The sequence below is a fragment of the Bacillus fungorum genome (assembly GCF_002746455.1).
GTDB lineage: Bacteria > Bacillota > Bacilli > Bacillales > Bacillaceae_G > Bacillus_A > Bacillus_A fungorum.
On sequence record NZ_NWUW01000001.1, the window covers coordinates 146013 to 165810 of the forward strand.

A 19798-nucleotide genomic window follows, 5' to 3' on the forward strand; every position below is an offset into this window, starting at 1 on the left:
GGAATGACTCATTTTTATGTATATGTGAAAAAACGAGCAAGCTGGGGGTGAAAATGTGGGATATCGGTGTTATAGAATGATATACCATTTAGAAAACGGAAAAACGATTAAAGATGTAAAAGAATTTTGTTATCGAGACCAAGGAAAAGTGCTAGAAAGAGTAGCGCATCGTGTAATGGATAATAGAGAAGTAACGGCAATTGATAAGCAAGGAACGATCATTTCAATAGCATGTGAGGACATTGTAAAGGTGGAACTTGATTACATAACAGAAAGTTAACCTTGAGTCATATCGAATTATTCGATAAAATATACTGTTGAATGGTGAAGTGAGAAGAGAGGAGTTTATCATGGGTAGTACAAGACACTTTTATATGTTTATCTTAGCGTTTGTTCTAGTTGTGGCATTAACGATTTATTTAATTGTTGATAGCACTTGGTACAACACAGTTCATCCGGCGTTCCTTCTGTTTATGTATGTAGGAATTGCGGTAGTGAGTTTCGGAATGAGAGATGAGATGTTAGATCGCTTTGAAAAGTGATACATATACGAAAGACCAACAGGAAAATGTTGGTCTTTTTTTCTTGCCAAAAATAGGATGGTGTGTATATACTGTATATGTAAGGTATATACAGTATATACACAAACTGGAGGGAAACATGAATATTATTATTTCGAATTCTTCCCAAGACCCTATTTATGTGCAAATAAGAAAACAAGTAAGCCAGCTTATTTTAAATGGTGGTTTAAAGGGTGGAGACCAATTACCGTCTATTCGTAGCTTAGCGAAGGAATTACAAATTAGTGTAATTACAACGAAGCGTGCGTACGAGGAGCTTGAGAAAGAAGGATATATAGAAACTGTTGCTGGGAAGGGGACTTATGTTTCACGTAAAAATAATGAACTACTAAAAGAACAAAGGCTTCGTCTATTGGAAAGTAAAGCGGAAGAGATTGTAAATGAAAGTAAAGCGTTGCAGCTTTCACTTGAAGATTTACAGCAGATGATTGCGTGTTTATATGAGGGGGAATAAGGGATGTTAGAGCTAAAAAATGTTTGTAAAAGTTATCAAGATTTTGCAGTGAAAAATATAAGTTTTACACTGCCACGCGGATATATTATGGGATTTGTCGGACCGAATGGAGCCGGAAAAAGTACGACGATTAAAATGATTATGAATTTAATTCGAAAAGATAGCGGCGATATAAAAATTTTTGGCAAGGACAATAAGAAAGCCGAAAAGGAAATAAAACAAAATATCGGTTTTGTATATGATGAAAATCATTATTATGAAGATTTAACGTGTGAACAAATGAAATGTATTATTGCACCGTTATATAAAAAGTGGGACGAAGAGCAGTATCAATCGTATATGCATAGATTACAAGTTCCGAAGTATAAAAAAATTAAAGAACTATCAAAAGGAATGAAAATGAAATTTGCGATTGCTATCGCGCTTTCACATCACGCAAAGTTTATCATTATGGACGAACCGACAGCAGGATTAGATCCAGTTGTTCGAAGTGAATTGCTTGATATGTTGCAAGAAATTGTAATGGAAGATGAAGTATCCGTATTATTCTCAACTCATATTACAACAGACTTAGAGCGTATCGCAGATTATATTACGTTCATTAACGATGGAGAAATTATATTTACTGGTGAGAAAGATGAACTAATGGAGAACTACGTAATTGTAAAGGGAAGTAATGATTTATTAGACCGAGAAGGAAAAGAGCTATTTGTTGGATTAAGAAAAAATAAATTTGGTTTTGAAGGTTTAGCGAAGGATAAACAAGCAATTGTCGATTGGTTTGGAAATGAAGTTGTACTAGAAAAGCCTACATTGGACGAGATCATCGTTTACACCGCGAAAGGGAGAAGTGCCTATGCGTCAGCTCGTATATAAAGATTTGTTCTTTTTTCGGGGGATATGGTTTGTATACTTTATTATACCCTTTATATTCTTTTTATTTGAACCCGGTGAGGGAATGCTGTTTCCTATGAGTTGTTTATTTATAACTCTTTCCTTAGTTATTATATTAATCATAATAGATGAACGGAATACAAGTGACATTATGATTAATAGTTTACCGCTAAGTAGAAAGGATATCATAATTGCTAGATATATTTCCTGTGCAATATTTATTGTAGGTAGCATGCTCTCTACTATGTTGATTGTTTTTCTTATAAGAGGTATTGCTTTTATTGGGGATATCGGTACATACCACCCTAATCTGTATATTGAGATTTGGTGGTATGAAGTAATAAATGGAGCTGTTTACGCCATATTTTTTGTTGTAATATTCTTTCCTAGTTATTATGTTACAAGGTCAAAGATAGCACGGAGTATAGTGTCAGGAGGATCAATGGTAGTTGGTGGAATTGCTTGGATATTCATAGGAGATGGATTGGATGAAACAACACCTTCATTCATTGAGTGGATTATGAATCCGGTGCATATTGGTGTATTTATAATTGGAGGAATTATATTAACTAGTGTCTATATCGCTTCTATGTTTCTTACAATTAAAATTTATGAAACGCGTGATTTATAGAGAGGAGAATTCATATGCAACAGTTGATTTTGAAGGAGTTTTTCTTACAGAAGAAAATGTTTCCTTTTTATTTTTTAATACCTATTTTATCTGTTTTTAGAAATTCTGTAGAACCAATGGGGATTGCAATAGGAGTATTTATAACATGTAGTACGATTATATATATTTCTTTTTATTATGACGAGAAAAGTAAAGCAGAAAAAGTATTAGTGAGTTTGCCTATAACGAGACAAGAGATAGTTATAGCTAAATATATTTCAAGCACAGTATTTATTATGGTTGGTTTGAGTGCAACTTTTATAGTCATAATATTAAAAAATATTTTGTTGGACGGGGATATAGTTATGCCTGGATATGCAGTGTTTTCAGCAATAGTAGCAACTTTAATTTATTGTGTAATAACGATACCTGCTAATTACATTGGGGGATATAAAGTTATTACTGTCTTGAATTTGATTATGCTTTTTCCTTTAATCGGTATGATTGGTCTTATGTGCAATATTTTTGGCGATAAAACAATTATGTTAAAAGTACTTCACTCTCAAGAGGCTACACAAGCAATGGGTGTTCTTGGTATCGGAGTATTAGTGAGTATATTCGTATCAATGTTCCTCTCAATGAAAATGTTTCAGGAGGCAGAGTTATAGAAGGGACATTTTCATATTAGGAGGTGTAATACATAATCAAGCAACTAATTTTAAAAGATTTCATCATTCAATGGAAATTTTTAATTTGGTACATACTGTATCCTGTTTTCTTTTATATGGCCTTAACAGATACGGAAAATCTGTTCATAATTATGTCAGTAATTATTACAATTGGGGCAACAGTAAAAACATTTGAAGCAGATAGTAAAAATGAGAGTGAAGTTATAGTAAATAGTTTACCAGTATTGAGAAAACAAATTGTGTTTGCAAAATATATAGTAGCAATTATTATTCTTTTTATAGGCGTAATGGTCGGTTGTTTTACGATGGGAATGAAGAATGGGGTTAACCTATTTGAGTTTATTGAAACGACAATGGTTGCTAGTATTAGCTTTATTTTAGTGTATTTAAGCTTTGTACTACCAATATCCTTTTGGCTAGGGTATAAGAAAACTATTTTTATTACAATAGTAATATTTATGGCACCGATAGTTGTTTTAGAAGCTTTGTTTCAAATCAACTTAGAACAAATTCAATTATATAGTAGCTTGTTATTCATTGGTTCAATATGTATGTTCATAGCATCTGTCTTCGTTTCAGTGAAATTGTATGAGAAGAGAGAATTTTAAAAGGTGCCTTATATAAGGCACCTTCTTCAATAACGACAATAGGAAAGTAAAAGTTTATAAACAGAGAGGCTACTCGGTACAACATCTTTTGGAGTATGTAATATAAAGCTAAAAACGATAACGAGAATGAGAAAGAGAAAAAATAAAAATAAGATCTGCTTATGTATAGAATTTTGCATATTATGCACTCCTTTTTTAGGTAGTATGTCCAAAAGAAAGAAGTGTATGAAAAATGTTAGGGGGAGAATGATGAACAAAAGAAAATGGTTATATAGAATAGGGGTACTTTTCGTTTCAATTGGTCTCATATTAGCAAATTTTTATTCAGACATACCATCACCATTTCCTAATTTGCATAAAGGGATTGGTATAAGTATTGTCATAGTTGGTCTTCTTTGTCTTATCGCATCAAACTTTTACAGAAAGTCTGAATGAATATAAAAAAGGACAGTTACTCTTTTTCAGAAGAACTGTCCTTTTTAAATAATGTATTCCATAGTTTGGCGATACTCCATATAATGACAATTGTAATGGAGGCAATGATGGACCAAACGATTGATATCATTTCAAGTGTCATGTTAGGAAGGAATGTGAGAATGGATACTATTTTATGAAACAATGATTCTATTATGTGAAAACTTATCTGTAATAGAATGACGATACCAAGTGTGATCCATGCTAACATTTGCTTTCCTTTTTCTTTCCACATGATATTCACCTCACGTTAGCTTAATAGTTTTAAGCCAACAGCACCGCATAGAATGCAGCTTAAGAAGGAAAGACGACGCCAATCCGCTGATTCACGGAAAATAAGAATGCCTAGAAGTGCACTTCCAGCAGTTCCGATTCCGGTCCAAATTGCGTAAGCAGTTCCCATCGGTAATGTGTCCATCGCAAGAGATAAGAAGAAGAAGCTTACGCCAAAGTTAGCGATTAAAATAACTTTTGGTGCCCAGCCTTTCTTTTCAGTGGCTACTTTCATAAAGAGTACACCAATAATTTCACAAATACCAGCTAGAATTAAAAATAACCAAGCCATTTTATGCGGCCTCCTTCGCTTCTTTTTCTTCTGTTACTCGTTTTAAACCAATTACGCCGAAGAAGATTAAACCAATTAATAATACTTTTACAATAGAGAATGGTTCTCCGAAGATGAAAATCTCTGTAAGAACGATTCCACCAGCTCCAATTCCTGTAAAGACTGCGTATACAGTGCCGACAGGTAAATCTTTATAAGCTCTAAATAGTAAGACAAAACTAATTGTAATTAATAAGGCAACGCCAGCCCATTCAAGTGGTGCCTCCGCGTGTTTGAGTCCAATTACCCAAAAGATTTCAATAATACCAGCTAAGATTACATAAATCCATGCCATATGTCATTTCTCCTTCCTACCAGTCGTTAGGTAAAGGGCTTAAAAACGACGCATTGCAAAGGAGCAATCCGTCAGTTTGAAAGTCCGCGCCAAAATACTTTCCAAGAAGCGTCTAGACGTGTCTCAAAACGATTTAAACCTGCGTATAGTAGTTCAACCATAAGACCGTCGAGTAAGCATAGAAAAGCTTCTAAGGCATCTTTTACTTCAATGTTATGCAGCTCATCTCGTTCGCTTGCTCTTTTAAATACAGGGAATAAAAGTCTTCCGACATTTTCAATGTGTACATTTGCTTTATTAATAATTTGTTCGCGAAATGCATCAGGCGGAAAATAAGAAGTTCGTAACCAAAACATTGATTCTTCACTTTCACCAAATCGTTTTGCGTAGCCCTTTAGTAACTGTAAGAGCAATTCTTCAGTAGCCGAATTTGAAAAGCTTTCGATATCGCCTGTGAAGCTCTGCAAATCTTTTTGGAGAGCGGATTCTAAGCATATAAAATATAGCTCTTCTTTTCCTTTAAAGTGTGCGTAAATTGATGGTTTTTTAATCCCAACTTCTTGAGCAATATTTGCTAGTGAAGTTCCTTCGTAGCCGTAGCGTGCGAAATGAGAAAGTGCTACAGCTTTAATGCGGTTTGCTGTCATTTTCATCCCCTACCTACCGTTCGTTAGGTTGATTATATGCGAGTAAAAATATAAAGTCAATAGGTGAAGAGCTGAAAAAGAGCGCTATAGGTAACCACATCCATCAACTTAAGGATTTAGGCTATTCTTGAAGTTAAAAGCACGTTACTATTCTCTTATGTTAAGGAAGGATTCGATATTCTTTAGAATCATATAACTTCAATGCTCTCTGAATGAAACTATCCTTAACACGAGGGCGCCCACCTACTCTGCCCCTTGCTTTTGCACTTTCAATCCCCTCTTGAGTACGTTGAGCAATCAAGTCCCTTTCAAACTGGCTGAATGCTTGAAAAACTATTAACATCAATTTCCCTTGAGGTGTAGTAGTATCAAATTGTTCTTTGATACTAATTAGCTTAACGCCCTTATTCTCAAAAAAATCAACGAGTTCAATTAAATCTTTGGTACTTCTTCCTAATCTAGAAAAGCTTTCAACAATTAATGTATCACCAAATCTAATTTTATCTTTTAATCGAGTAAGCTATGGGCGATCACTTTTCGTACCTGTTATTTTTTAAATTAAAATTTCAGTACAGTTATAATTTTGAAGCATGTCTAGTTGACGAATCAAATCTTGTTGTTGGGTACTTACCCTTGCATAACCATAAATGTATGAATTCATGAAATCACCTAACCTTTATACCGTAATTTTATCATAAAGGGTTGTTAAAATTAATTTGATTTTGACAATAGTTTTGATAACGTATTTAAGCGTTTTATAAGGATTAAATTTTGTTTAATATTTTAAGATTTGTATTGAAAATTCGAAGTCCTAGAAGTACCATATACATATTCAAACATTTGAAGATGTATATGGCACTTCTTCAAATTAAGGATAAGTAATGGAGGGATTTGAATGGGAAACGAAATGCAACAATTTAAAGCTGATTTCTTTAAAGCCTTAGCACATCCTTTGCGAATAGGTATTCTAGAATTATTGTCAGAGGGTGAAAAAAGTGTAAATGAAATTCAAAGCATTCTTAATAAGGAAGGTTCTGCTGTTTCTCAACAGTTAAGTGTATTACGTGCTAAAAATATTGTTGTTGGTACTAAAGATGGAAAAAGAGTTTTATATTCTCTTCGGGATCCTATGATTATGAATTTGCTGGTAGTTGCACGGGGAATTTTTAACAACCATTTAATTGATACAATTTCAATGTTAGAAGAGCTAGATGAAACAGAAAGGGAAACAATGATTAAGGAGGGATAGGTTGAGCATTGAAGTTAAAAAAGAAGATATCATTCGACATGGGATTGAAGTATTTCGCTCAATAGGCGCTCATCATGTTTGTAATGTTTGTATTAAAAGTGGGAATTCTTGTTGTTTTTCATGCCAGCATTTACAGGATGGAGTTGGATGTCAAAAGAGAAATACAGCTTGTACAGCTTGGTTATGTGGGATTCAAAGTTTTTTATTTGATCAAATAGGGTTACTGGACGAATGGAATAGTTTCTGGATTGAAATTCCGGGACAAATGTTTCGTAGAGATAGTACGCCAGATAACGTAAGAATTAAATCGTTTATAGATATGAAAAATCTAGATAGTCGAGATGGATTACTTTTAGTAGAAAGGTTAAATTCCTATATACAAGAAGGAGGAGATATAGGTAAATTAGAACGTCATTTAAGCAAAACGTATAACCAATATTAGGCTAATTCTCTCGTGTAAAGAGATAAAAATCGTCTGTATAAGAGTATGAGAAATGCATTTATAACTCAAATTTATCAAAAGAAAATATTCTTTCAGAAGAAGTAAGATTTATTAAAAATAGAAAAGAAGGGTTTGTCATGAGAAGGTTATTTACGGGAAGGTTTGAAGGATATTCATTGGGACATTTTCAAAAAGATCTTCTTTCTGGAATGATTGTCGGAGTTGTCGCGATTCCACTTGCTATGTCTTTTGCTATAGCCTCTGGTGTTAAGCCAGAGTATGGGATTTATACAACATGTATTGCTGGGATACTCATTTCACTATTTGGTGGTTCAAAGTATCAAATTGGAGGACCTACAGGTGCTTTTGTTCCGATTCTTTTAGGAATTGTAATTACCTATGGGTATGAAAATTTACTACTTGCTGGTTTATTAGCTGGTATTATCTTATGCCTTATGGGAATTTTTAAACTAGGATCTTTAATTAAGTTTATCCCACGTCCTGTAACAATTGGCTTTACGTCAGGTATTGCTGTCATTATTTTCACGGGACAAATTGCTAGTTTTTTGGGTTTAACAGGTATAAAGAAGCATGAGGAATTTATAGCAAACCTGAAAGAAATCTTTACTCATATCGGTACTATCAATTTTTACAGTGTAATAACTGCCTTGATTTGCTTTTTTGTTATACTCATAACACCAAAAATTTCACCTAAAGTACCCGGCTCATTAATAGGTGTTGTTATTTCAACTGTAATTGCAACTGTATTTTTTTCAGGTCATGTACCTACTATTGGTACAGCGTATGGGATGATTCCAAATACACTTCCTCAGTTTGATATACCAGAAATCACATTAGATCGTATCAAACAGTTAATTGGTCCTGCGTTTGTTATTGCGATGCTCGGTGGTATTGAATCTCTTTTATCTGCTGTCGTGGCAGATGGTATGACAAATAGTAAACATAATAGTAACAAAGAGCTGATTGGTCAGGGAATTGCCAATATTGTTACACCGTTATTTGGAGGAATTCCGGCAACTGGAGCGATTGCCCGCACAGCCACTAATATTAAGAGTGGAGCTGTATCTCCGATGTCGGGTGTTATTCATGGGGGATTTGTGTTATTTACACTTCTATTGTTAGCCCCATATGCTTCCCATATTCCTCTTGCTAGTATGGCTCCTATTTTAATGGTGGTAGCTTGGAATATGAGCGAACAAAAACATTTTTATCACATACTTAAAATGAAGACAGGAGACTCTCTTGTATTACTAGTAACATTTTTACTTACTGTATTTACCAGTTTGACAACAGCTGTGGAGATCGGTCTTATTTTAGCTATTATTTTGTTTACAAAACGTATGAGTAATATGCTAGTCATATCTAAAGTGCTTCCTGATCATACAAAAAAGAATGAAAAATTGTTACCACATGTGGTAAATAAAGCTCATGATTGCCCACAAATTAGTATTTACACAATAGAAGGGCCATTATTCTTTGGGGCTGCTCAAACATTTGAACAAAATATTTTAGCGACAATTCATTATAAACCCAAAGTATTAATTTTACGTATGGGAAAAGTTCCTTTTATTGATACAACAGGAGAGTCTTACTTTAGGAATATTGTTCAGCATTTTAAAAAACAAGGTGGCGTACTTCTCATTTCAGGAATTCAATCAGAGCTAAAAACAAATCTAGATAAGAATGGATTGTATGCTGAGATTGGAGAAGAAAACTTTTTTGATCATACCGGGGAAGCCATTAACTGTGCTTTAAGACATTTGAATATAAAAAAATGTGTAGGGTGTAAGCATTTCGCTTTTCATGAATGTACCGGGCTTTCTCAGCAATCTCAGGAAGTGAATACAATGAAGAATAAGGAAAATGCATTAGATTTTTAAAAAATTCACTTCACATGCAAAGTATGTTTGATTTGATCCACTCTTTTAATCATTTTATTAAAAATAGAGAAGGAGAAAGTTTACTTTGGAGAATGCGGAGAAGATTTTTACGAGGTGTGAACAAGAAGGTTTTTCATACATCCAACAAATGATTATCAAACAGCAAGAAGAGAATACCTTCCTTACATTTAAACGAAAAACGGATTATACAAACAGTATCCTTTCAAAAGATGCTAAAAAGAATTATGAAAAAAACGTCTCGTTTTTTTCTCATGTTTCTGGTGGTGTAATTATATGGGGAGTAGCTTTGAGTAAAAATAAAGATGGTGATAACATAGCTAAAAAAATCCAACCTATCTCTAATGGAAAATCATTTTCAAGTAATTTAAATTGTTTATTACCAAAAGATTTTATTGCTATAAACCCGGATGTTAAAAACATATATATCCCTTTTCCTAAAGAAACAAAAAACGGATTTGTAATCACATATGTTCCGGGGAACAACTATCTGTTAAGCCTTAATAACTATTATACAAAGACCAGGGATAACTTTGTAATGATGGTGGGGCAGATTCTTTTAAATGATGTGTTAAAAAATAGAAGGCTATAAAGAAATTCATTATAAATCATGATATAGAGGAGAATAAATAATGTCTGAATTTAAAGATCAAGTATTAAATGTATTAGAAGAAGTATGTGAAAATGATATCGTAAAAGAGAACCCAGATGTGCAATTATTTGAAGAAGGAATTCTAGATTCTTTTGGCACAGTGTCTTTATTAGTAGAATTTCAAGAACGTTTAAATATCGAAGTGTCTATTTCTGACTTTGACCGTGATGAATGGGCGACACCGAACATGATTATTAAGAAATTGAAAGATATGAGATAAAAATAAGTGTTTGAGACACAGATAAGAAACACTTCTCAAAATTAAAATTTGTAATTGCTATTCTTACGAAGTTTTAAAAATACTTATTAGAATGAATGATAACGTGTGGAGGAAATAAAAATATGTCTAATTTACCAAATTGTCCAAAATGTAATTCAGAATATACTTATGAAGATGGAAATCTTTTTGTTTGCCCAGAATGTGCTCATGAGTGGACTTTAGAATCAGAAACTGAAAATAGTGAAGATGCAAAAGTTATTAAAGATGCCAATGGAAATGTCTTAAACGATGGTGATTCTGTAACAGTCATTAAAGATCTTAAAGTAAAAGGAACTTCATCGGTTGTGAAAATCGGTACAAAAGTAAAAAGTATCCGTTTAGTAGATGGAGACCATGATATTGATTGTAAAATTGAAGGTTTTGGAGCTATGAAATTAAAATCTGAATTTGTTAAAAAGGTTTAAATGTGGGTTTAATGTAACAGAACTAATTTGAGTTAATTGTTTAATTCCAATGGATGTACAACATTTTTAAGGTAGAAATCAAATAACTTTTATAATAGAACGACTTCATTCCAGAATACTTATCATAAATGAGGTCGTTCTATTTTTTGAAATTATCTCAAACATATTCGTATATTTTTTTAAGATGATGCGGGTATATGCTGTAAAACATAAGAACTGAAACTCTTTAACGTCGGAAACTGTGTTTTCCACATGGTGAAATGGTCTTAGCGTGAATTGTATGTCATTCTGTTGGCGGGACCCTTAAGGCTATTTTGTTAGTATTAGATCTATCAAATGAATTGTCTTTTTTGAACTAACTGCATTACCTAAATAAAAAATAAAGAGAAGATTTTATCCTTAGCGTAGGGAAAATCGGCTTTTTTATCTCAAAATTTGGTAGTACCCCATAGCCATCAAGCTAAGGTTTTAAATCACCCCCAAAACGAGAATTCTATTCGTTTTTGACTATTGATAAGTGGGGGATGTTAACTACAAAACCTTTGACTGAAGTAGCGCCCCCTATAATACGGATTTACAACGTTAAGTTGTTTATAGTATTAAATAGGAATGAAATTTAGTTAGCTTTTCATTTTTCTCTTAAAGCCCCAAACAGCAATTAAGAAGATAATTACCGTATAGCCAACTACCCATAATAAAGGTATAACAATACTTCTGTACTCACCAGATAAAGCAAATCGTGTAGCATCAACTGCATGAGCAAATGGTAATGCATAACCGATTGTTTTAAAAGTACCCCCAATTATATCTAACTTAAACCAAGTTCCGCTTAACCATGTTGTTATATTCATGAATATTGAGAATATTCCGCCGACCTGTTTATCAGTGAAGAACGTTCCGAGTAGTAAACCAAACCCAATGTAAAGCGTTGCAATGATAACAAGGAGAAAACTAGCAAATATTACATTCAGACTAATAGATAAACCTAAGAAAAATGCAGAAATAAAACAAATAACAATTTGAAGAAATACAACAGGTAATAAAGGGAGAGTATACCCAGCAATATAATCTGTCGCAGCCATAGGGGAGGCGAAAATTCTCATTAAAAACGAACTACTTTTATCCTTTCCAATCAGCATCCCTGAAAATAACGTAGCGAATGAAAAACTGAAAACAATCACTCCTGGTGTTAAGTTTTCTATGCTATAAAGTTCAAATGGCATATTTTTCTGCATGATTGAAAAAAGACACATAATAATAATCGGAAGTACAATCCCGAATACAAGTGTCAAAGGGTCTCGTAAAATCTCTTTACGATTACGCGTAGCAAATGTTAAAGTTCTCATAGTCAAGCCCCCTCTTCAGTTAGCTTAAGGAAGATATCCTCTAAGGAAGATTCTCCCGTATTCTCTTTTAACTCATCAATCGTTCCAAGTGCACGCAACTTACCACCGTGCATAATCCCAACACGATCAGCAAGTGCTTCTACTTCTTCTAGATAATGTGTCGTTAAAATAATTGTGATTTTCCCCTTTAATTCAAGAAGTGTTTTCCATAAATCATGTCTAGCACGAATATCCAGCCCTAGTGTTGGCTCATCTAGGAAAATAATTTCAGGTGAAGAAATAAGTGCCATCGCTATGCTTAATCGGCGCTGCAATCCACCTGATAATGTTTTAGCTTTATTTTCTGCTCGCTTCAAAAGTCCAAACTTTCTCATCATTTCCACCGTTTTTTGCGTAGCGTCTTGCTTATTGCTTCCATATATACTTGCGATGAATTCTAAATTTTCTTTTACAGAAAGATTCGGAGCTACCGCAGTTTCTTGTGGCGAAACATTTATTTTTTGTTTTACTGCCGCTGGGTTCTCGACAATGCTATCCCCTAACATTAGAGCGTCTCCACTTGTAGGTGTAAGCAAGCAGCTAAGCATTTTAATCGTTGTTGTTTTCCCGGCAGCATTTTGTCCTAGAAGTGCAAAAAATTCTCCCTTCTCAATTGTCAGTGAAAGATTATCGACAGCTGTATGCTCTTTATAATTTTTTGTTAAATTCTTTATAGCAATGGCCATTTATTCATCACCTCTCCCTTCTAATTGTTTCGATTGAATTGCAGCATTAATTTGTTTGATATCATTCCTTGAAATTATGTATTGAATAACCCACGTGACAACATACGTACCTAAAAAACTAATAAAAAAAATCATTGTGCTTATGAACGTTTTTGGCATCCAAAGCAGTGTCACTATTGGTACCCATACCAATGCTGTTATGCAAAAGTGAACGATGTACTGTTTCAATAGACTCCACTTCGCTATTTCAAAAACAAGAGCACTTGTAGCGAACGTGACACCAATGATTCCTGTTAACAGTATTTGCACAATGACAGCAATCATCTCGCTATCGAAGAGAGAGCGAAAGTGTCCCACAACTGGTATGTATTCTCCATTTCCTAATTTGAGTGAAATAAGAATTTGTACGACTTGCCCTATAATCACGCCGATGATAAAACCACCTACAACTCGACTAAATATGTTTTTCAAGATGTTTTCACCTCATATCCCAAATAGTTTCTTAATTTTTGAAACATAGCGTCGAGAAGCATATGTTTTGATATCCCCTACTAATAAAACACCAATAGTTCCTGTTATACTAATATCCATATTCGTAATCATTTTAATGTTAACAATCTCTGAATTTGAAATACGAACGAAAAATTGACTATTTAGTTTCGCCTCTAGTTCATATAACCTTGAACGAACCGTATAGATACCAGCAACAGTTTGGAGAAACACCTTCTGTTTCTCCGCATAGATTCTGACGATATCTTTACATTCGACTATTTCAACACCTCTTTCTGAAAATACAGCCAATGAATCCATACGAGCCTCTGACAGCCGTTTCATGATATCAGATATCTCATCTGTCATTTTATCTGTAAGAATGATAATTTTCGGTTCTTTATAAGATGGGTTAATCGACACTTCAAACTTCACTTCACCACTTCCCTTTCGCTCGCTCTAAATATAAAAGCTATTTAAGTTACTGTAAATGGATTTTCGATAATCGGTCGTTTTCACACGATAACTGGTCGAAATAAGAATATAGTGATTCTCTTTAGATGCTCCAGGAACACATTCTCCTTATTTACAATAAAAAAGTACACGAAGACAGGCACTCTGTGTACTAATCCAATATATGTATTTCTTAATAAAAATCGTTTTTAAAAATTTTCCCATATAGGTAAATAGCCTGTATAAAGGGCTTTATAACATTCAAAAAATTATATCTTTACGAAAAGCTTTACCCTATTAATCAAAAGAACCTTTTTCTATTTCTATTATACATAAATAGAAAAACGATACTTTATTTTGTGGCGTGTGGCTCTCTATAATTAATTTTATTGTTTTTTAAAGGACTTTATTATTTGTGAACATTATCTTTTCTTAAGTGAATTATATTTATATCTATTAGTAAAAACTATGTGAACGAAGAAAGCCTTCAGAAAATCTGAGGGGTTTCTAGATACATTAAATACTAATAGGGGTATCACCTCATCGCTATAGAATTGGGATAAATTTGTATCTAAATAATATGAAAAGCGCTATTATTTTTTTAGAAATATACAGAAAGGATGGCGTTTTTATATGAGTCTATCAACTTCTGATGAATTACAATTATTTTCTAAAGAATTACAGCTGCTTCTTAGTAAACTAGGAAAAGGTGATAAATTAGTTGTTTATAAGTTAGACAGATTAGGCAGAACCATGCACCAATTAGCTAATTTATTGCAGGAATTTAATGAAAAAGGAATTAATTTTGTATCTATTAAAGATGTTATTGATACATCAACTACAATGGGACAATTTTTATTTCATATATTCGGTGCTGTGGCTGAAATGGAACGGGCAGTTATTAATGAGCGCGTTGTCAGCGGTGTTGCTGCAGCAAAGGCAAGAGGAAGAGAAGGTGGCAGAAAAAAGGCACATACTCCACAACAAATTGAAGGTATGATGGAAATGCTATCTTCTGGTAAAAATAAAAAAGAAGTTTGTGAAATGTTTGATGTAGCTAGGTGACTTTATACTGTTACATAAAAGAATATGAAACGAATACTAAACAATTAAAGTAGCAAATATGCTGCTTTTTTATTTTATAAAGAAAAAAGGAATCTCGAAAGATCCCTTTTACATTACACTGTCTTATAATTCTTATTTTTAATCCTATTCTTAGTATCCATAAATGCGGCGAAAGTCGCTATAGCACCACCTAAATCATAGACTTGGAATTTGTGGTCAAAAGCTAAACCTGTAATAAAATTGTAGCTGTACACAAAACAAGTAACACTGAACAACCATAGCAGGAACTTTAAATCTTTTAAGCTCAATCTATAATTCTTAATTTTTTTCCACATATGTATCAACTCCTATTGTTATGAGGTTCTGTAGTTTTTCTTTTTAAAATCACGCATGTTTAGGATAAAGAATAGAAGGAAGATAACAGCTGCGATGCCATTAATCCAGTAGTGTGTGCGCTCCGTTGTGAATCCCTCATAGAAGGAATAGGCATTCCAAATTATAAGAAGTACTGAACAGACAGTAGAGATCATTAATGAGCCAAAACTTCTCATGATTTTCACCTCGATTCAAAATGTTAGAACTTATTTAAAATTCTACATTTAAATAAATAGATTTACAAGAAGAGGAATAAAAAAAGAACCCGCTGAAGTTCGGGTCCTTTCAGAAGTGATGATGTTTTCTCGGCTTAGGAACTGAGAAAATACAAAAATATAATACATCTAGTTTTAGAAAATTTCAAGACTAAATTAGGGATTACCGCGAGGTGTCTGAAATTCTCAAAGAACGTGTTATTTCTATTCATCCAAAAACTATCATGCGCTGGGTTCATAAATATGGGAATCTTATCTATCAAATTTGGAAGAAGAAAAACAAAAACACATTGTTATCTTGGCGTTTGGATGAAGAGCGTAAATATGACTATAGGGTAGATGAAGAAATGAGTGAAGTAGGTGGGGATCTGAAGTAAACTGGGTCTCTTACTCGTTTTGGGTAATTCTCTTCTTTTCAGCAGTACCCGAATTAGAACAAAATAGATGTTCGAGAGTCTATATAATTGTTATATTTTTACATGATTTTCGAAAGACGAAAGACCTAGCCATACAAATCCAGTAAACAATGACAGTTGTTTTGAACAGCATGAAGCCGCATTCTCTTGTTGAAAAATGCGGCTGTTTCAAAAAGTCGTTTGTTTTAATTTCGTTATTTTATTCATTTTCTTAAGTTGATGGCTATAGGTAACGCTCCTTTTAGACAGTATCTCGCTCAATTAAATGGAATGAAAGTTCTTTTGCGTTCCCGACAATTTGCTCGCTTTGAGTCTGTTTATGGAATAAAGAAAACGCATGTGAGCCCATTTCGAGGCCGGGATGTTCAATTGTTGAAATTTCTAACGCCTTTGAAATTTCATGATTATCAAATCCGAGGATAGCAAGGTCTTCGGGTACTCGAAGACCTTGTTTTCGAGCCTCTGTTAATAAACCAGCTGCAACTTGATCATTCGCTGTAAAAATAGCGGTTGGACGATTTTCCATGTTTAAAATACGATGGAGTATTTGTGCACCGTCTTGCATTGTATAGCATTGATGAAAAATCCATTCGGGATGTAACGTTTTGCCTTCGTTACGAAGTGTATCAGCAAACGCTTTTTCACGTTCCATGGAATTTACACTTGTTTTTCTTGCTAAACAAATCCCGATTTTTTCATGGCCTTTATTGAGCAAATAGGCGGTGCCGAGACGGAAGCCTTCATAATGATCTACGTAGACGGATGAAATGAGGGGATGCTTCATTTTTTCGCATGAAATAATAGGAGCAAATGTTGCGAAAGGTTCAATTTGTCCCCATGAACTCGTTCGAGAACAAATAATCATTCCGTCAAATTGTTTCATTTTCATCATTTCAAGAACACGAATTTCTTCAATACTATCGTAATTCGTTTGACATAAATTAATGTGATATCCAGCTGCTAACGCTTCGTTTCCGATTCCTTCAATAATGGTACTGAAGTATGGAAGGTTAATGAAAGGGAGCATAACACCGATCGTATATGTTTTTCCCTTTATTAAATGAATAGCATTTATATTTTTTGCATAGTTCAATTCTTCAACAGCATCTAGAACGCGCTTACGTTTTTCTTCTTTTACGTAAGGGTGATTATTAAGAACGCGAGAAACAGTTGATATGGATACACCAGCGGTTCTTGCAATTTGTTTTATATTGGCCATATGTATCACCTCTTTCCCTTATTATAAAGGGAAAATAATAAGAATGAAAAAATCTTGACCTGAAAAGCTTTTCACAAACTATGTTATAAATAAGGCTTCCTTTTTATTCGCGTAACCTTTTTATTTGGGCGTGAGAATGATAGGGCCTTTTTTATTTACAAAAAAGTTTTGTCAAAATGTGTGAGAATAACGTGGAACGTTTTCAAATGAAAAACTAGCTGAATCATTCAGCTAGTTTTTGTATGTTATTATTTCTTTTTAATTTTTCCAGTCCACGTTTTGAATCCACCTTGTAATTGGTAGAAATCTTTGTAGCCTTGTTTCTTTAAGTATTGAGCTGCACGACCTGTACGGAATCCGCTTTGGCAGTATAAGTAAACAGGTTGATCTTGACGAAGTTCTTTATGGCGAAGGCGAATTTGTGATAACGGAATGTTACGTGCGCCTAAAATATGCCCTGCGTTATATTCGTCTGCTTCGCGAATATCGATAAGCTGAGCTTTACGGTAGCCAGCGCGAAATTCTTCTTCTGTAAGAGTTTTAATTAATTTTTTCTGATAGAAATACATCCATACAGTGTAGCCGATGAACGCTACGATTACGGCTAATAAAATAATCCAAGTTGTTGACACGATTCTATCGCTCCCTTTTTTCTTATCCTACTTTCAATATTATAATGCCCGTATGTATTTATGCAACAGATTCATTTGCATATAAGAAGAAATTTCGTATTCTTTCACAAATTTTGTCGAATTTGGTAGACTAGAGAATGTGAAAAATAATTGGTTATATGAGGTGCAGGATGGGAAAAGAAAAATGGTGTTATATTAACTCTGGTCAATGTTCACCGGCATTTAATATGGCGTTAGATGAATGTTTATTAAATTGGCAAAGTGAAAAGAAAATGCCACCAACCATTCGTTTTTATGAATGGGAAGTACCAACATTAACAGTTGGATATTTCCAGCGTGTTGAAAAAGATATTAATATGGATGTAGTTAACGAAAAGAAATATGGATTCGTTCGTCGTCAAACAGGCGGCAGGGGTGTACTACATGATAAAGAATTAACGTACAGTGTTATTGTGTCTGAAGATCATCCAAATATGCCAAAAACAGTTACAGAAGCGTATCGCGTTATTTCGCAAGGTTTACTGGACGGTTTTAAAGCATTAGGGTTAGAAGCGTATTATGCAGTTCCAAAAACAGAAGCAGATCGTGAAAATTTAAAAAATCCACGTTCAGGTGTATGCTTTGATGCACCGTCTTGGTATGAAATTGTAGTAGAAGGCAGAAAAATCGCAGGTAGTGCACAAACACGTCAAAAAGGTGTTATTTTACAGCACGGATCGATTCCGTTAGAAATAGATTTAGATGAATTATACGATCTGTTTTTATTCCCGAATGAACGTGTAAAAGAACGTATGAAGAGTATGTTTTCTTCTAAAGCGGTAGCAATTAATGAATTAACAGACCGTACGTTTACAATCGAGCAGTTAATTAAAGCGTTTGAGGTTGGGTTTGAAAAAGGATTAGATGTAGAGCTTGTTCCGTATGAATTAACAGAAGAACAGTTACATGAAGTGCAAACATTAGCAAAAGAGAAGTATGAAAGTAAAGAATGGAATTATAAAAAATAAGAGGTGGCAATCGCCCCCTCTTATTTTTTTATAGTAAATTAAGTACTTTTTCTACTTTGATTCCTTTATCTTGTAAAGAACGAAGGCGATTTACAACGTCCATAATTTCTTTGTCAAATGTAACGCTAATACCTTGGCTTTGTAGTTCTTCTTTTAAGCTTTCAATAGAATCATCTATGTCGATGCCAAGCTCGTAATCTTGACAAACTTCAATTGTCTTTTTCACGAGTTTCACATAATTTTCTTGTAGTTTTGAATTTGTTTCAGTCATAGCAGGTTGCTTCGGTTTTGCAGGCGCGACCGGTGCTGTCTCTTGCTTTGTAACTGCAGTTGGTACTTCTCGTTTCACAGGTGCTGGAGTAGATAATTCCACAGCTGCTTCTACACTTACTGGCTTCGGTGTCGGTGCCGGAGTAGGTTTCGGTGTTGGTGCTGTAGCAGGTGTTTCCACACGCGTAACAGGCCTTGGAGCAGGTGCAACTGCTTTTGGAGCTTCTACAACTACTTCTTTTTTCGGAGTAGCTTCTACAACTGTTTCTTCTTGTTCAGCAGCCTCTTTATTTTCTTTACTCCACATAACGCGTTCTATTTCTAGAGAAACATTGTTTTTGTTCATCGCTGTTAATGTAACTTTACCAACTTCAGCGTTCCCAGTGAAATCAACAATTTTATAAATAACACTCTTGTTCCAATCCACGTTTCCGCTCAAAAATAATTCTTCGTTACATTTCGGCGTTAAGCCCTCGATTTTAATTTCTGCGTTTACACCGTTTTCACTATATACCATAATTAGCGAAGCATTTACATCTTCGTCTGCTAACATTAGTTCACGTACCATTTTGCCGGTGCGTACTTGCGTTTTCTTCTTAACTGACATCTAATTTCTCCTCTCAAAAATTCAGTAATAATAAAAAAATCGTATAACGAAAAATAATTGCTCACGAAGATTTATGATACCGATAATAAAAGCATCACGTCAACAATTAACTTTAATTATTTTGCATTTTTCTTATTTTCTTTATGAAATTTTTCAATTTGTAAAATTAGACAGAAG

General features: G+C 33.9%; 29 protein-coding genes and 2 pseudogenes. 17 read left to right on the top strand and 14 right to left on the bottom strand.

Annotated features, from left to right (window positions below):
• Positions 1-76: 76 nt before the first annotated feature.
• From CO726_RS00825 to CO726_RS00865, 8 genes are all read left to right on the top strand, one after another.
• Positions 77-280, top strand: a complete 204-nt coding sequence (locus CO726_RS00825; RefSeq protein WP_000639160.1) for a DUF3929 family protein — start codon at positions 77-79, stop codon at positions 278-280.
• A 70-nt stretch (positions 281-350) separates the two neighbouring features.
• Positions 351-542 carry a hypothetical protein gene (locus CO726_RS00830; protein ID WP_000535935.1) on the top strand — a complete coding sequence of 64 codons (192 nt, stop codon included), beginning with the start codon at positions 351-353 and terminating at the stop codon, positions 540-542.
• Between the two features lie 118 nt (positions 543-660).
• Complete coding sequence (locus tag CO726_RS00835; RefSeq protein ID WP_099683022.1) at positions 661-1035, top strand: GntR family transcriptional regulator; 375 nt, start codon at positions 661-663, stop codon at positions 1033-1035.
• 3 nt (positions 1036-1038) lie between these two features.
• On the top strand, positions 1039-1911 hold the full coding sequence (locus tag CO726_RS00840) for an ABC transporter ATP-binding protein (protein ID WP_099683023.1): 873 nt from the start codon (positions 1039-1041) through the stop codon (positions 1909-1911).
• A complete protein-coding gene (locus CO726_RS00845) occupies positions 1892-2560 on the top strand; it encodes an ABC-2 transporter permease (protein WP_099683024.1) in 669 nt (222 codons plus the stop codon). Before CO726_RS00840 ends, CO726_RS00845 begins: the two co-directional genes overlap by 20 nt.
• Before the next feature lie 14 nt (positions 2561-2574).
• The gene (locus CO726_RS00850; protein WP_099683025.1) at positions 2575-3207 is read left to right on the top strand and encodes an ABC-2 transporter permease; all 633 of its coding nucleotides are present in this window, start codon (positions 2575-2577) and stop codon (positions 3205-3207) included.
• Positions 3208-3239: 32 nt separating this feature from the next.
• The gene (locus CO726_RS00855) at positions 3240-3836 is read left to right on the top strand and encodes an ABC-2 transporter permease (protein WP_136699300.1); all 597 of its coding nucleotides are present in this window, start codon (positions 3240-3242) and stop codon (positions 3834-3836) included.
• Between the two features lie 249 nt (positions 3837-4085).
• Positions 4086-4271 carry a hypothetical protein gene (locus CO726_RS00865; protein WP_042969072.1) on the top strand — a complete coding sequence of 62 codons (186 nt, stop codon included), beginning with the start codon at positions 4086-4088 and terminating at the stop codon, positions 4269-4271.
• Positions 4272-4287: 16 nt separating this feature from the next.
• Here the strand turns inward: CO726_RS00865 and CO726_RS00870 are convergent, their stop codons facing one another.
• The 5 genes and pseudogenes from CO726_RS00870 to CO726_RS00890 form a co-directional block, all read right to left on the bottom strand.
• A complete protein-coding gene (locus CO726_RS00870) occupies positions 4288-4545 on the bottom strand; it encodes a DUF3975 family protein (RefSeq protein WP_099683027.1) in 258 nt (85 codons plus the stop codon).
• A 15-nt stretch (positions 4546-4560) separates the two neighbouring features.
• On the bottom strand, positions 4561-4875 hold the full coding sequence (locus CO726_RS00875; RefSeq protein WP_099683028.1) for a DMT family transporter: 315 nt from the start codon (positions 4873-4875) through the stop codon (positions 4561-4563).
• Between the two features lies 1 nt (position 4876).
• The gene (locus tag CO726_RS00880; RefSeq protein WP_000312348.1) at positions 4877-5209 is read right to left on the bottom strand and encodes a DMT family transporter; all 333 of its coding nucleotides are present in this window, start codon (positions 5207-5209) and stop codon (positions 4877-4879) included.
• Positions 5210-5280: 71 nt separating this feature from the next.
• Positions 5281-5862 (bottom strand): TetR/AcrR family transcriptional regulator, encoded by a 582-nt coding sequence (locus tag CO726_RS00885; protein WP_136699302.1) that lies wholly within the window; start codon positions 5860-5862, stop codon positions 5281-5283.
• Between the two features lie 163 nt (positions 5863-6025).
• Positions 6026-6517, bottom strand: a pseudogene (locus CO726_RS00890) (recombinase family protein); the annotation flags it as partial.
• A 234-nt stretch (positions 6518-6751) separates the two neighbouring features.
• On the opposite strand from CO726_RS00890, the gene CO726_RS00895 reads away from it, so the two are divergent.
• The 6 genes from CO726_RS00895 to CO726_RS00920 all read left to right on the top strand — a co-directional run bounded on the left by CO726_RS00895 (position 6752) and on the right by CO726_RS00920 (position 10802).
• Entirely contained in the window at positions 6752-7105 is a 354-nt protein-coding gene (locus CO726_RS00895; protein ID WP_099683030.1) for an ArsR/SmtB family transcription factor, read from the top strand.
• A 1-nt stretch (position 7106) separates the two neighbouring features.
• Positions 7107-7547: a DNA mismatch repair protein gene (locus CO726_RS00900; RefSeq protein WP_099683031.1), complete on the top strand. Its 441-nt coding sequence runs from the start codon at positions 7107-7109 to the stop codon at positions 7545-7547.
• A 137-nt stretch (positions 7548-7684) separates the two neighbouring features.
• A complete protein-coding gene (locus tag CO726_RS00905) occupies positions 7685-9448 on the top strand; it encodes a SulP family inorganic anion transporter (protein WP_099683032.1) in 1764 nt (587 codons plus the stop codon).
• 85 nt (positions 9449-9533) lie between these two features.
• A complete protein-coding gene (locus CO726_RS00910; RefSeq protein ID WP_099683033.1) occupies positions 9534-10058 on the top strand; it encodes a hypothetical protein in 525 nt (174 codons plus the stop codon).
• Between the two features lie 40 nt (positions 10059-10098).
• Positions 10099-10338: a D-alanine--poly(phosphoribitol) ligase subunit DltC gene (gene dltC / locus CO726_RS00915; RefSeq protein WP_002035156.1), complete on the top strand. Its 240-nt coding sequence runs from the start codon at positions 10099-10101 to the stop codon at positions 10336-10338.
• Between the two features lie 122 nt (positions 10339-10460).
• Entirely contained in the window at positions 10461-10802 is a 342-nt protein-coding gene (locus CO726_RS00920; protein ID WP_099683034.1) for a zinc ribbon domain-containing protein YjdM, read from the top strand.
• A gap of 620 nt (positions 10803-11422) precedes the next feature.
• Here CO726_RS00920 and CO726_RS00925 read toward each other — a convergent pair.
• Genes CO726_RS00925 through CO726_RS00940 form a run of 4 tightly spaced genes read right to left on the bottom strand, consistent with a single transcriptional unit; the run spans position 11423 to position 13797 of the window.
• Positions 11423-12148 (bottom strand): ABC transporter permease, encoded by a 726-nt coding sequence (locus CO726_RS00925; RefSeq protein WP_099683035.1) that lies wholly within the window; start codon positions 12146-12148, stop codon positions 11423-11425.
• A 2-nt stretch (positions 12149-12150) separates the two neighbouring features.
• A complete protein-coding gene (locus CO726_RS00930; protein WP_099683036.1) occupies positions 12151-12873 on the bottom strand; it encodes an ABC transporter ATP-binding protein in 723 nt (240 codons plus the stop codon).
• Entirely contained in the window at positions 12874-13344 is a 471-nt protein-coding gene (locus tag CO726_RS00935; RefSeq protein WP_099683037.1) for a DUF3021 domain-containing protein, read from the bottom strand.
• Positions 13345-13356: 12 nt separating this feature from the next.
• Positions 13357-13797, bottom strand: coding sequence for a LytTR family DNA-binding domain-containing protein (locus tag CO726_RS00940; protein WP_099683038.1), 441 nt, complete (start codon positions 13795-13797; stop codon positions 13357-13359).
• A gap of 651 nt (positions 13798-14448) precedes the next feature.
• Between CO726_RS00940 and CO726_RS00945 the strand changes: the two genes are divergently transcribed.
• Positions 14449-14880 carry a recombinase family protein gene (locus tag CO726_RS00945; RefSeq protein WP_136699304.1) on the top strand — a complete coding sequence of 144 codons (432 nt, stop codon included), beginning with the start codon at positions 14449-14451 and terminating at the stop codon, positions 14878-14880.
• A gap of 113 nt (positions 14881-14993) precedes the next feature.
• Here CO726_RS00945 and CO726_RS00950 read toward each other — a convergent pair whose 3' ends face one another.
• The gene (locus tag CO726_RS00950; RefSeq protein ID WP_099683039.1) at positions 14994-15215 is read right to left on the bottom strand and encodes a hypothetical protein; all 222 of its coding nucleotides are present in this window, start codon (positions 15213-15215) and stop codon (positions 14994-14996) included.
• A gap of 18 nt (positions 15216-15233) precedes the next feature.
• Positions 15234-15431 (bottom strand): hypothetical protein, encoded by a 198-nt coding sequence (locus tag CO726_RS32275; protein ID WP_099683040.1) that lies wholly within the window; start codon positions 15429-15431, stop codon positions 15234-15236.
• Between the two features lie 203 nt (positions 15432-15634).
• Between CO726_RS32275 and CO726_RS00960 the strand changes: the two are divergent.
• A pseudogene (locus CO726_RS00960) lies at positions 15635-15784 on the top strand (IS6 family transposase); the annotation flags it as partial.
• Positions 15785-16127: 343 nt separating this feature from the next.
• Here the strand turns inward: CO726_RS00960 and CO726_RS00965 are convergent.
• Together CO726_RS00965 and CO726_RS00970 are read right to left on the bottom strand one after the other, a co-directional pair.
• The gene (locus tag CO726_RS00965) at positions 16128-17105 is read right to left on the bottom strand and encodes a LacI family DNA-binding transcriptional regulator (protein WP_099683041.1); all 978 of its coding nucleotides are present in this window, start codon (positions 17103-17105) and stop codon (positions 16128-16130) included.
• A gap of 248 nt (positions 17106-17353) precedes the next feature.
• Positions 17354-17737: a rhodanese-like domain-containing protein gene (locus CO726_RS00970; protein WP_060632246.1), complete on the bottom strand. Its 384-nt coding sequence runs from the start codon at positions 17735-17737 to the stop codon at positions 17354-17356.
• Positions 17738-17907: 170 nt separating this feature from the next.
• Here CO726_RS00970 and CO726_RS00975 point away from each other — a divergent pair, with 170 nt between their 5' ends.
• Complete coding sequence (locus CO726_RS00975; protein ID WP_000514079.1) at positions 17908-18744, top strand: lipoate--protein ligase family protein; 837 nt, start codon at positions 17908-17910, stop codon at positions 18742-18744.
• 28 nt (positions 18745-18772) lie between these two features.
• Here CO726_RS00975 and CO726_RS00980 read toward each other — a convergent pair whose 3' ends face one another.
• Complete coding sequence (locus tag CO726_RS00980; protein WP_099683042.1) at positions 18773-19621, bottom strand: hypothetical protein; 849 nt, start codon at positions 19619-19621, stop codon at positions 18773-18775.
• Between the last annotated feature and the right edge of the window lie 177 nt (positions 19622-19798).